Raw genomic sequence first — 11,945 nt, 5'->3', positions numbered from 1 at the left:
GCGGCAAGGCCGCTCTCCGCGTTTTGTTTCTGACCCCTTATGTCAAACCGCCCAATAACTCCTGCTTGATTTGGAACTCTCATGCGCGTTTTTCCCAAAGACACACTTGACAAATATACTTCGAGATGGTAATATGATGAAAACTTACAAGAAGGGAGGCCTTAAGCTCCACTTGTCTTATATAAACTTACAATAAGGGTAAGTGTCTCTACCGACTGCCGTAAACAGCCGACTATAAGATCCAGCAATCGCATAGTCCTCTGAGCTTATATAGATCCGTGATATGGACGGACGTCTCTACCGGCTGCCGCAAACAGCTGACTATAAGTTCCACCCTGCGCCCCGGACGCAGCAGGCCTGGAAATTATCGTCAGAACTGTCTGCGGCCATTTTTTTGCACTCCATCGGGAGTCCGTATTTTGAAGAAGCGTATATCCGTTGCATTTGCCCACAGGAGGTGACATCCCGGCCAATCTCTGCGATGATACACTCAAAATCGACATGGAGGTAGAAAAAAATGTCTAAGCCAACTGAGAGACCCGGTTTCATTGAGCGCTATTTTGAATTGCAGAAGTACGGTACCAACGTCCGCACGGAGATCCTGGCGGGCGTGACGACCTTCATTTCCATCGCCTATATTCTGATTCTCAATCCCCAGATCCTGGCTGATCCTTTTATGATCATGGGCGACACGGCGCTGGCCGGTCAGATTTCCAACGGTGTCTTTATCGGCACCTGCATCGGCGCGTTCATTGGCACTATCCTGGTGGCGCTGTACGCCAGGCTGCCCTTTGCCCAGGCTCCCGGCATGGGGCTCAACGCCTTCTTCGCCTACACCGTGGTCCTGGCCATGGGGTACAGCTACAGCCAGGCGCTGGTGGTGGTGTTCATCTCCGGCATCCTCTTCATCGTCATCACGGCGGTGGGCCTGCGGGAAGCCATCATCCGCTCCATCCCCCAGGCGGTCAAGACCGCCATCACCCCGGGCATCGGCCTGTTCATCACCATCATCGGCCTGAAGAACAGCGGCCTTGTGGTGGGGAACAGCGCCACTCTGGTCAGCATGGTGGACTTTGCCCAGTGGCAGAACCCGGACGCCGACCTCACCGCCGTGAAGGGCGCACTGGTTGCGATCATCGGCCTGCTGGTCATGGGCGTGCTCCACGCCCGAAAGGTGAAGGGCTCCATCCTCATCGGCATCGTGGTGGCCACTCTGGCCGGCATCCCCCTGGGCGTGACCCAGGTGGGCAACCTCAGCTTTGACATCGGCTCCAAGTTCTCCGATTTTATGGAGGTCTCCTTCTTCCACCTGGACTTCGCGGGACTCTTTGCCGGTGAAAACCTGCTCCACAGCCTCTTTACGGTCACCATGCTGGTGATCAGCTTCTCCCTGGTGAACATGTTCGACTCCATCGGAACCCTGTTGGGCGCCGCCAAGCAGTCCGGCATGATGGACGAGAACGGCGAGGTCATCCACATGAAGCAGGCTCTCATGTCTGACGCCATCTCCACCGCCGCGGGCGCTCTGGTGGGTACTTCTACCGTCACCACTGTGGTGGAGTCCAGCGCCGGCATCGCCGAGGGCGGCCGCACCGGACTGACCAGCGTCGTCACCGCCGGGCTCTTCCTCCTCTCCATCATCTTTGCTCCGGTGGTAGGCATCGTCCCCGGCGCTGCTACCGCTCCCGCCCTTATCTTTGTGGGTATCCTGATGCTGAGCAACATCCGGGACGTGGACTTCAGTGACATGACCGAGGCCCTGCCCGCCTTCTGCACCATCGTCTTTATGCCCTTTACCTACTCCATCGCCAACGGCGTGGCCGTGGGTCTGATTATGTTCTGCCTCATCAAGCTCTTCACCGGCAAGGCCCGGGAGATCCAGCCCCTGGCCGCCGTGGTGTCCCTTATTTTCATCCTCCGCTATGCCTTTATGACGCTGGGCTAACTTTATCTTAATATAGAAAAAGAGCGGTCTGCCGGTTCGGCAGGCCGCTCGTTCTTACTCCGGGGCCAGCGCCCGGCGAAGGTGCTCCATGGCCCGGCGCTCGATGCGGGAGATCTGCACCTGGGACACCCCCAGCACCTTGGCGGTGCGGTCCTGGGTGAAGCCCCGGTAGTACCGCAGGGCCACCACCTGCCGCTCCCGCTCCGGGAGGGCGGCCACCGCGCTGCGGAGGGTCTCCCGCTCCAGGACACCCTCCTCAAAGCTCTCCTCCCCCAGCAGGCTCTCCAGGGTGAGCCCCTCCCCCGTCTCCATCTGGAGGGAGGCCACCGGCTGCCCGGCCTCCTCGGCGGCGGCGATCTCCTCGGCGGTGAGGCCGGTCTCCTCCGCCAGCTCGGAGAGGGTGGGCTCCCTTCCCAGGGCGGTGGAAAGCTTTTCCCGGGCGGCCCGGACCGAGACGCCTCGCTCCTTCAGCCCACGGCTCACCTTGACCGCCCCGTCGTCCCGGAGGAATCGGCGGATCTCCCCGGCGATCTTGGGCACCGCATAGGTGGAGAACTGGCACCCGAAAGCGGGATCGAAGCCCCGCACCGCCTTCAGAAACCCCAGGCAGCCCAGCTGATAGAGGTCGTCCGGCTCCACGCCCCGGCCGTAGTAACGCCGCACGATGCCCCAGATGAGGCCGGCGTTCTCCTCTAAAATCCGGGTACAGGCCTCGTTGTCCCCCTTCCGGGCCTCTTCCAGCAGTTCGGGGGTGTCGGCAATGCTCATCCCGGCACGCCCATGCGCCGGGAAATTCTCCGGCGCATCACCACCGTGGTCCCCCGTCCGGGCCGGGAGCGCACCTTGACGGTATCCATAAAGCTCTCCATAATGGTGAACCCCATGCCGGAGCGCTCCTCCCCTCCGGTGGTGAAGAGGGGGGTCCGGGCCTGGTCCACGTCGGCGATGCCCACGCCGGTGTCCTTGATGACGATCTCCACGGTGCGGTCCTCAAAGAGCCGCAGGCGCATCTGGATCAGCCCCAGGCAGTCCGGATAGGCGTGGACGATGCAGTTGGTCACCGCCTCGCTGACGGCGGTCTTGATATCGTTGACCTCCTCCAGCGTCGGGTCCAGCTGGGCCACAAAGCAGGCCGCCGTCGCCCGCGCAAAGCCCTCGTTGGCCGAACAGCTGGGGAAGCGGATCAGCGCCTCGTTGCTGCTAGCTTGTTTCATATGTAGCTCCCTCCCCGGGCGGGCCATGTGCCCGCCCGTCGTTTATTCCACCGTCACCAGGCGCTCCACGCCCGCGGCCCGCAGGACCTTGCCCGCCTGTTCCGGCACTCCGGCCAGACGCAGCTCGCCCCCCAGGGCCTTGACCTGCCGCCAGGTGCGCAGTACCACCGCGATGCCGGAGCTGTCCATGAAGGTCACCCCCGACAGGTCCAGGATCAGTTCCCGGGGCGCGGTGGTGTCCACCAGCGTCTCCAGCTCCCGCATGAGCCCCCGGGCCCGGTGGTGGTCCACCTCTCCCCGCAGCTCCGCGGTGCGCACCCGCCCTTCTCCCGTGCAGGTGATTGCCATGGCTTGTCCCTCCTTGCTCTTGTCCATCCCCGCGCGCGGGGACAAAAAAAATCGCCTCATACCATTTTCTGGTATGAGGCGATTATACCCGATGCCTTCTGCACAATCGGTCGAAGGACCGATTCAGCGCAATTCATATTCCGAGATCTTGTTAAAGAGCTGCCGGGCGCTGATGCCCAGCCGCCGGGCGGCCTCGGTGACATTGTGGCCGGTCTGCTCCAACACCCAGCGGAGGTATTCGGACTCGCTCTGGCGCTTGAACTCCTTCCAGCTCAGAATGGTCTCAAACCGGGGCTTGGGTTTGGGCTCTTCCTCCAGGGTCAGGTCGTAGAGCACCGGCAGGCCCCGCTCGGTGATGACGCCGTCCTCCGAGAGGACCACCATGCGGTCCACGATATTCTTCATCTCACGGAGGTTGCCCGGGTAGTTGTAGTGCATGAGAAACTCCCAGGCCTTGGGCACAATGGTGGTGATCTCCTTGCGGAACTCCCCCTGGGCCCGCTGGAGGAAGAAACGCACCAGGTCCTCCACATCCTCCGGGCGCTCCCGCACCGACGGGATGCGGATGACGATGGTACTGATGCGGTAGAGGAAGTCCTCCCGCATCCGTCCGGCCCGGATCTCGGTGTAGGGGTCCTTGTTGGTGGCCGAGAGGAGGCGGAACTCCACCTGCTGGGACTGGTTGGCGCCGATGCGCTCGATCTGCTTGGTCTCGATGGCCCGCAGGAGCTTGACCTGGGTGCTCAGGCTCACATCGCCGATCTCGTCGATGAAGAGGGTACCGGTGTTGGCCTGCTCAAAGCGGCCCTCCCGGGCGCGGGTGGCGCCGGTGAAGGCTCCCTGTTCATGGCCGAAGAGCTCCGACTCCAGCAGGGTATCGGGGTAGGCGCTGCAGTTGACCACTACGAAGGGGCGGTCACTGCGGTCGCTGCACGCGTGGATGTACCGGGCCGCCACATCCTTACCGGTACCCGACTCTCCCAGGATCATCACATTGACGTTGGAATCGGCTACATTTTCACAATTGCGCAGGGCATCCAGGTAGGCCTTGGATTTGGATTCCAGGTAGAAGGATTGCCGCATTTCTTCCTTTGTAGGCATTTTAGACATACTATCCCCGATTTCTTCCTAGTCTTTTACGTATCTTGCCTATATAATAGCAGAACTTTCCTTCATATGCAAGAAAAATTTTTCCCACCGCTTCAGAATGCCCTTTTATTTCTCCATATTTTTACAAATACTTAAATCGTGGTTACAAAAGTGGTTTAAATAGATAATCACGATGACCATCCAAATCCTTTATTTAAAATTTTTTTATTTCCCGTCTGCCATTTTGGCACGCCGCTTGCAATATATATAGGCAGAACGCCTGAGAGAAGGAGTGAGATCCAACATGGGTTATACTGTGGTGACCAACAACGTACTCTGCCGGGACCGGTTCCAGGGGGAGTACGATGTGGTGTACAATGAGGACTGGTCCTACCTGGACGTCCTCTACCAGGTACGGGATCTGGTGCAGAAGGGCGCCATCCTCATCACCCACCCCATGGCTGGCAGCCTGAAGCCCAATCAGACTCCCTTCCGCTCGGTGGTGATCGGGACCTTCACCATGGAGGATAAGGAGCCCTGGGAGGATATCATGCTGATGGAAAACAGCATTGAATCCTGTCAGAAATTCCTCCGTGGCCGTCCCCTTCCCGACTACGCGGAAAACATCAAGAAGGACTTCCGGACGCTGGACCTCTCCTTTATTGAAGGCGCGATGGCAAGGGCATTCCGGTGCCCAGGGATTACTGAATGAAAGTGAGGAATGACAATGAGACTAGAACTTGGCAAGATCCACATCAAAGATGTGCAGTTCGGCGCTGAGACCAAGGTCGAGGCCGGCGTTCTCTATGTGAATGCGGACGAGATCTGCAAGCTGGTGCTGGAGGACGAGCGTATCATCAATTGCCGCGTGGAGCTGGCCCATCCCGGCGAGTCCTGCCGCATTACCCCCGTTAAGGACGTGCTGGAGCCTCGTGTCAAGGTGTCTGGCGGCGGCCAGATTTTCCCCGGCGCTCTGAACAAGGTTGGTCAGGTCGGCAGCGGCCGCACCCACTGCCTGGACGGCGCCTGCGTGGTGACTGTCGGTAAGATCGTTGGCTTCCAGGAGGGCGTCATCGATATGTCCGGCCCCGCCGCCGAGTACTGCCCCTTCTCCAAGACCCAGAACGTCTGCGTGGTCATCGAGCCCAAGGATGGCCTGGAGACTCACGACTACGAGCAGGCTGGCCGTATGGTCGGTCTGAAGGTCGCCGATTACCTGGGCCAGTTCGCCCGTGATCTGGAGCCCGACGAGATCGAGGTCTATGAGACCAAGCCTCTGCTGGAGCAGATCGCCGAGTATCCCGACCTGCCCAAGGTTGGCTACCTGCACATGCTGCAGTCCCAGGGCCTGCTCCACGACACCTTCTACTATGGCGTGGACGCCAAGACCTTTATCCCCACTCTGATGTACCCCACCGAGATCATGGACGGCGCCATCGTCTCCGGTAACTGCGTGGCCCCCTGCGACAAGGTGACCACCTATCACCACTTCCACAACCCCGTGATCGAGGACCTGTACAAGCATCACGGCAAGGACCTCAACTTCGTGGGCGTCATCCTGACCAACGAGAACGTGTTCCTGGCCGACAAGGAGCGCTGCTCTGACATGGTCGCCAAGCTGGCCAGCTACATCGGCCTGGACGGCATCCTGATCACCGAGGAAGGCTACGGCAACCCCGACACCGACCTGATGATGAACTGCCGCAAGGTGCAGAACGCCGGCGTGGACGTGGTCCTCATCACCGACGAGTTCCCCGGCCGCGATGGTAAGTCCCTGTCCCTGGCGGACGCCTGTAAGGAAGCCGACGCTCTGGCCTCCTGCGGCAACGGCAACGTGGTCATTCACTTCCCGCCCATGGATCGCCTGATCGGCATGACCGACTTCATCGAGATGCAGATCGGTGGCTGGGCCGGCTGTAAGAATGACGACGGCAGCTTCGACGCCGAGATCCAGATCATCATCGCTTCCACCATCGCCAACGGCTTCAACAAGCTGGCGGCCAGAGGCTACTAATCATAGAGGAGGTGTGCCTTAATGGATAAAATCAGAGTCGTTCACTACATCAACCAGTTCTTCGCCCAGATCGGCGGCGAGGAGAAGGCCGATATTCCCCCCGAGATCCGTCCCGGCATCGTTGGCCCCGGTGCTGCTCTGCAGCAGGGCCTGGGCGATGAGTTCGAGGTCGTTGCCACCGCGATCTGCGGCGACAGCCACTTCGGCGCCAACCTGGAAGAGGACACCGCCAAGCTGCTGGACATGATCGCCGAGTACAAGCCTCAGCTGTTCGTGGCCGGTCCCGCCTTCAACGCCGGCCGTTACGGCGTGGCCTGCGGCACCATCGCCAAGGCTGTGGAGGAGAAGCTGGGCATCCCCGTGGTGACCGGTATGTACGTGGAGAACCCCGGCGTCGACATGTTCCGCAAGGATCTGTTCATCATCGCCACCGGCAACTCCGCCGCTGACATGCGCAAGTCCATGCCTGTGATGGCTGCTCTGGCCAAGAAGCTGGCCAAGGGCGAAGAGGTCCTGGGTCCCTCCATCGAAGGCTACCACGAGCGGGGCATCCGCGTCAACTACTTCGCTGACATCCGCGGCTCCGAGCGCGGCATCCAGATGCTGCTGAAGAAGATGGCCAAGCAGCCCTTCGAGACCGAGTATCCCATGCCCGCCTTTGACCGCGTCGATCCCGCTGCTCCTGTCACCGACATGAAGCACGCCAAGATCGCGGTGGTCACCTCCGGCGGTATCGTGCCTCAGGGCAACCCCGATCACATCGAGTCCTCCTCCGCCACCAAGTGGGGCCTGTACTCCATCGAGGGCATGGACCACATGGACAAGAAGGACTTCATGACCATCCACGGCGGTTACGACCGCGCCTTCGTCACCGAGGATCCCGACCTGGTCGTGCCTCTGGACGTCCTGCGTGAGCTGGAGAAGGAAGGCGAGTTCGGCGAGCTGGCCAACTACTTCATCACCACCACCGGTACCGGTACCTCCACCGGCAACGCCAAGCGTTTCGGCGAAGAGTTCGTTCCCAAGCTCCTCGAGGATAACATCACTGCCGTTATCCTCACCTCCACGTGAGGCACCTGCACTCGTTGCGGTGCAACGATGGTTAAGGAAATCGAGCGTGCTGGCATCCCCGTGGTCCACATGTGTACTGTGGTGCCCATCTCCAAGACGATCGGCGCCAACCGAATCATCCCTGCCATTGGTATCCCCTATCCTCTGGGCGATCCCCATCTGGGCGAGGAGGGCAGCTACAAGCTGCGCATGAAGCTGGTCAAGCGGGCTCTGAAGGCTCTTCAGACTCCCGTGGACGGCCAGACCGTGTTCGAGTAATCCCAGCGGTTGGCCCGTAAGGGCTTGATCGTGTATGCTGTGTACGGGGGCACGCGAAGGCACTTAGTACCTCCGCGCGCCCCCGTTCCCGATTTTGAAAGGGGTCTTATTATGGAAAAGCCAATCGTCAAACCCGGTCGTGTCGCAACCTACGCGGGCGCCTTCATGGCGTTCCTCATCGGCTCCGGCTTCGCTACCGGCCAGGAGGTACTGCAGTACTTCGCGGCCTACGGCCTGGGCGGCGGACTGATGGTATCGCTGCTGTGTGTGATCGGCTTCATCTTCGTGGGCGGCTGCTTCATCGCCGCCGGCAAGCGTGAGAACTTCGAAAAGGGCAGCGATATCTACCGCTACTACTGCGGCAAGTACATCGGCACCTTCTACGACTACTTCTCCATTATCTTCATCTTCTGCTCCTTTATCGTCATGATGGGCGGCGCCGGTTCCACCATCCATCAGTACTTCAATCTGCCCAACTGGACGGGCAGCGTCGGCATGATGGTTCTGGTTTGCGTCGTCACCCTGCTGGGCCTGAACGGCCTCATCGAGGTCATCGGCAAGATGGGTCCCGCTATCGCCATCATCGCCATCTTCCTGGGCGTGTACTCCTTCCTCTCCAACCCCGGCGGCGTGATCACCGGCTCTGAGGCGGTTGTCTCCGGCCAGCTGGAGGTTGTAAAGGTCGGCGTGAACCCCGTCACCTCCGCCGGCTCCTACCTGGGCTTCTGCATGCTGTGGCTGGCCGCGTTCCTGGCCGCCATGGGCCCCGGCACCAACAGCACCCGCGAGGGTATCGCCGGCACCACCGCCGGCGCCATCGGCTTCGTGCTGGGCTGCACCTCCATGATGCTGGGCGAGCTGGCCTATATGCCCGAGCTCTATAACTCCGACATTCCCGCCCTCATCCTGGCCGGCAAGATTGGCGGCTGGCTGAGCTTCGTGTTCACGATTATCATCTTCTGCGGCATCTTCACCACCGCTGTGCCCCTGCTGTGGCAGGTGTCCTCCCGCTTCACCAAGGAGGGCAGCATGCAGTTCAAGATGACCACTGTGGTCTGCGCTGTGGTGGGTACCGTCATCGCGCTGTTTGTGCCCTTCCAGACCCTGGTCAACGTGATTTACGGCATCAACGGCTATGTGGGTATCATCCTGCTGGCCTTTATAATCGTGAAGGAAGTTCTCCGGATCTCCAAGGCCAAGAAGGCCTAATGATATTCGGTGTCATTCTCTCACCTCCCTCTTTATGCGGAAAGCGCGGGACCTCAGACCGGGTCCCGCGCTTTCTCCATTGTGGCGGCCATTGCCTCGGGCCACAAAACATGGTATGATACAGATAATGTAAAGTCTGCCGCTCCGGCAACGCAAAAGGATGGGTCACACCGGTATGAAGGAACACAAACGCAGCAACAAACAGCTCCGCATCCTCTTCCTTTCGGTCATCCTCTCCATCTTTCTGGTCTTTTCCCTCATCAGCATCCAGTTGGTGCAGCGAACCATCTCCACCAACAGTCAGGTCATGGGACAGGAGATCGCCCGCAGCTTCTCCACCAGTGAGGACGCCAACCTCTACGCCTACGAGCTTCTGCTGCGCAACGCCACCCAGTGGCTCAGCGGCCAGCTGGAGGAGGGGAAGAGCCGGGAGGAAGTCCAGCACTGGATGGAGGACTACCTGTCCTACGTCAGCGACACCCTGGGCTCCAAGGGCATCGACATGTGCGCCTCCATTGGCGGACAGATCCTGGCCGCCACCTATTGGGAGGGGGACGATACCTTCGACCCCACCGCCCAGAACTGGTATCAGATGGCTATGGCAGCCGATGGCGACATCATCTATACCGACGCCTATAACGATGTGGTCACGGGCCTGGCAGTCATCACCATCGCCCAGCGCATCGGCAACACCAACGACGTGCTGGCCATCGACCTGTTCCCCCAGCACTTCCAGCAGTGGAGCAGCATGGAAGCCCTCCCTGCGGACAGCTCCTACTTCCTGTGTGACTCCACCGGCACCGTGCTGTGCTATGACACCAACGGCAGCGAACGCATCGAGGACGTCCAGAGCTATGTGGACCAGCTCAATGAGGAGATCGACGCCGGTATCCACGCCGACACGGAATTCTCCTTCCTCAAGGGCAACGACCAGTACGGCGTCTACTACCGCCAGACCTCCAACGGCTGGACCTCCATCATCACCCTCCCCTACCGCTACCTCTTCAGCGGCCTTAACGAGCTGGCCCTCTGGTACGCCTGGATCTTCGGCCTCTTCCTGCTCCTCAGCGCCATCATGTACCTGCGGGAGCGCCGCCTGAACCAGCAGGTGGAGCTGACCAGCGAGACGGTGCGGGTCCTGGGGGACTCCTACTACGCCATCTACCGCATCAACTTCGAATCTGAGACCTACACCATGCTGAAAAGCGAGGAGCCGCTGTTCTCCGCCCTGCCCCACCAGGGGGATTACACTGCCTTCCTGGCCCAGCTCAAGGAGGTCATCGAGCCCCAGGCCTATGCGGAGTTTGAGGACAGCTTCTCCATCGCCAGCATCCGCCGCCTGGTGGAGCGCAAGGTGCGGGACTACGGCGGCGACTTCCAGCGCCTGTTCCCCGAGGGCTACCGCTGGGTCAATGTGCGCCTGCTCTTCGACGACTCTCTGGACGTGGGCGAGGCCATTCTCTGCTTCCGGGAGGTGGACGAGGAGAAGCGCCGCCAGCTCCAGCACACCGAGCTTCTGAAGGAATCCCTCCTCACCATGCAGAAGAGCGCCGAGGCCCGCAACCTCTTCTTCGCCAACATGTCCCACGACATGCGCACCCCCCTTAACGCCATCATCGGCATGTCGGACCTGGCCGGGCACACCCTGTCCGACCCGGAGCGGACGGGGGACTACCTGCGCAAGATCAACCACTCCAGCAAGCACCTGCTGGGGCTCATCAACGACGTGCTGGAGATGTCCAAATGCGAGCAGGGGAAGCTGGCGCTGGAGCGCCGCCCCTTCGACCTGCGGGAGCAGCTGGACGAGGTGCTGGACATCTTCCGCATCCAGGCCCAGAACGAGGGGAAGGAATTCCACATCACCTACGACGTGCGCAACACCCGGGTGGAGGGGGACTTCTTCCGCATCCAGCAGATCCTCAACAACCTGCTCTCCAACGCCCTGAAATTCACCTCCCCTGGCCAGGAGATCTCCCTCACCGTCCGCCAGCTGGACGAGGGCGCCCACACCCAGTATCAGTTCATCGTACAGGACACCGGCGTGGGCATGTCGGAGGAGTTTTTGTCCCGGATCTTCATCCCCTTTGAGCGGGAGACCCGCTTCGGGGCCAAGAACGTCAGCGGCACCGGCCTGGGCATGCCCATCGTCCGCAACATCGTCCTCCAGATGGAGGGTCAGATCGACGTGCAGAGCGCCCTGGGAAAGGGCAGCACCTTCACCGTCACCATCCCCCTGGCCCTCCAGGCCGGTGCGGAGGAGGAAACTACGCCGGCCCCTGCGCCGGTGGAGGCCGCCAATCTGCAGGGCCGCCGGCTGCTGCTGGCCGAGGACAACGAGCTCAACATGGAGCTGGCCACCGAGGTCCTGCGGATGAAGGGCGTGGAGGTCGTCCAGGCCTGGAACGGCCGGGAGGCCGTGGAGCGCTTCCAGGAGTCCGCCCCCGGCTTCTTTGACGCTATTCTGATGGACATGCAGATGCCCGAGATGAACGGCTGCGAGGCCGCCCGCGCCATCCGCGCTCTGCCCCGGACCGACGCCTCCTCGGTGCCCATCATCGCGGTCACCGCCAACGCCTTCGCCGAGGACATCGCCGCCACCGTGGCCGCTGGCATGAATGCCCACATCGCCAAGCCCATCGACTTCGACCTGCTGGAGCAGACCCTGGGCCGCCTGCTGGTCAAAGCGTAACCACAAGCCCGCGCCCTTCCCGGAGGGGCGCGGGTTTTTCGTCGTATTTACCCGCTTTTGGGGGAAGCGCAAATAAAAGTCGGTTTTTTGGTCGAAGAAAGTCCAAAA

Annotated in this window: 10 protein-coding genes and 1 riboswitch; of the genes, 6 read left to right on the top strand and 4 right to left on the bottom strand. The window is 60.9% G+C overall.

Going from position 1 to position 11,945, the window contains the following annotated elements:
• The first annotated feature begins 157 nt into the window (after positions 1-157).
• Positions 158-255, top strand: a riboswitch (purine riboswitch).
• 262 nt (positions 256-517) lie between these two features.
• On the top strand, positions 518-1,945 hold the full coding sequence (locus B5G43_RS02625) for an NCS2 family permease (RefSeq protein ID WP_087258823.1): 1,428 nt from the start codon (positions 518-520) through the stop codon (positions 1,943-1,945).
• Positions 1,946-1,999: 54 nt separating this feature from the next.
• Here B5G43_RS02625 and B5G43_RS02620 read toward each other — a convergent pair whose 3' ends face one another.
• The 4 genes from B5G43_RS02620 to B5G43_RS02605 all read right to left on the bottom strand — a co-directional run bounded on the left by B5G43_RS02620 (position 2,000) and on the right by B5G43_RS02605 (position 4,590).
• Positions 2,000-2,713, bottom strand: a complete 714-nt coding sequence (locus B5G43_RS02620; RefSeq protein ID WP_087258820.1) for a sigma-70 family RNA polymerase sigma factor — start codon at positions 2,711-2,713, stop codon at positions 2,000-2,002.
• Positions 2,710-3,159, bottom strand: a complete 450-nt coding sequence (gene spoIIAB / locus B5G43_RS02615) for an anti-sigma F factor (RefSeq protein WP_087258818.1) — start codon at positions 3,157-3,159, stop codon at positions 2,710-2,712. Before spoIIAB ends, B5G43_RS02620 begins: the two co-directional genes overlap by 4 nt.
• A 42-nt stretch (positions 3,160-3,201) precedes the next feature.
• Positions 3,202-3,507: an STAS domain-containing protein gene (locus B5G43_RS02610; RefSeq protein ID WP_087258816.1), complete on the bottom strand. Its 306-nt coding sequence runs from the start codon at positions 3,505-3,507 to the stop codon at positions 3,202-3,204.
• A gap of 123 nt (positions 3,508-3,630) precedes the next feature.
• Positions 3,631-4,590, bottom strand: a complete 960-nt coding sequence (locus B5G43_RS02605) for a sigma-54 dependent transcriptional regulator (RefSeq protein ID WP_242960427.1) — start codon at positions 4,588-4,590, stop codon at positions 3,631-3,633.
• 310 nt (positions 4,591-4,900) lie between these two features.
• On the opposite strand from B5G43_RS02605, the gene B5G43_RS02600 reads away from it, so the two are divergent.
• The 5 genes from B5G43_RS02600 to B5G43_RS02580 all read left to right on the top strand — a co-directional run bounded on the left by B5G43_RS02600 (position 4,901) and on the right by B5G43_RS02580 (position 11,837).
• Positions 4,901-5,308: a GrdX family protein gene (locus B5G43_RS02600; protein ID WP_087258812.1), complete on the top strand. Its 408-nt coding sequence runs from the start codon at positions 4,901-4,903 to the stop codon at positions 5,306-5,308.
• A 15-nt stretch (positions 5,309-5,323) separates the two neighbouring features.
• On the top strand, positions 5,324-6,610 hold the full coding sequence (gene grdG / locus B5G43_RS02595) for a sarcosine reductase complex component B subunit alpha (protein WP_087258810.1): 1,287 nt from the start codon (positions 5,324-5,326) through the stop codon (positions 6,608-6,610).
• Positions 6,611-6,631: 21 nt separating this feature from the next.
• Complete coding sequence (gene grdF / locus B5G43_RS02590; RefSeq protein WP_087258808.1) at positions 6,632-7,939, top strand: sarcosine reductase complex component B subunit beta; 1,308 nt, start codon at positions 6,632-6,634, stop codon at positions 7,937-7,939.
• A gap of 111 nt (positions 7,940-8,050) precedes the next feature.
• On the top strand, positions 8,051-9,148 hold the full coding sequence (locus B5G43_RS02585) for a hypothetical protein (protein ID WP_087258806.1): 1,098 nt from the start codon (positions 8,051-8,053) through the stop codon (positions 9,146-9,148).
• A 175-nt stretch (positions 9,149-9,323) separates the two neighbouring features.
• On the top strand, positions 9,324-11,837 hold the full coding sequence (locus B5G43_RS02580) for a hybrid sensor histidine kinase/response regulator (RefSeq protein WP_158097337.1): 2,514 nt from the start codon (positions 9,324-9,326) through the stop codon (positions 11,835-11,837).
• The last annotated feature ends 108 nt before the right edge of the window (positions 11,838-11,945 follow it).

Source organism: Flavonifractor sp. An92, assembly GCF_002159175.1.
Taxonomy (GTDB): Bacteria; Bacillota; Clostridia; order Oscillospirales; family Oscillospiraceae; genus Pseudoflavonifractor_A.
This window is presented reverse-complemented; position numbering and strand designations above follow the sequence as displayed.

What these genes read in the sequence shown, in the direction of transcription:
- B5G43_RS02625 (WP_087258823.1), top strand. Translation starts at nt 518, where the DNA reads ATGTCTAAGCCAACTGAGAGACCCGGTTTCATTGAGCGCTATTTTGAA.
- B5G43_RS02620 (WP_087258820.1), bottom strand. Translation starts at nt 2,713, where the DNA reads ATGAGCATTGCCGACACCCCCGAACTGCTGGAAGAGGCCCGGAAGGGG.
- spoIIAB (WP_087258818.1), bottom strand. Translation starts at nt 3,159, where the DNA reads ATGAAACAAGCTAGCAGCAACGAGGCGCTGATCCGCTTCCCCAGCTGT.
- B5G43_RS02610 (WP_087258816.1), bottom strand. Translation starts at nt 3,507, where the DNA reads ATGGCAATCACCTGCACGGGAGAAGGGCGGGTGCGCACCGCGGAGCTG.
- B5G43_RS02605 (WP_242960427.1), bottom strand. Translation starts at nt 4,590, where the DNA reads ATGCGGCAATCCTTCTACCTGGAATCCAAATCCAAGGCCTACCTGGAT.
- B5G43_RS02600 (WP_087258812.1), top strand. Translation starts at nt 4,901, where the DNA reads ATGGGTTATACTGTGGTGACCAACAACGTACTCTGCCGGGACCGGTTC.
- grdG (WP_087258810.1), top strand. Translation starts at nt 5,324, where the DNA reads ATGAGACTAGAACTTGGCAAGATCCACATCAAAGATGTGCAGTTCGGC.
- B5G43_RS02585 (WP_087258806.1), top strand. Translation starts at nt 8,051, where the DNA reads ATGGAAAAGCCAATCGTCAAACCCGGTCGTGTCGCAACCTACGCGGGC.
- B5G43_RS02580 (WP_158097337.1), top strand. Translation starts at nt 9,324, where the DNA reads ATGAAGGAACACAAACGCAGCAACAAACAGCTCCGCATCCTCTTCCTT.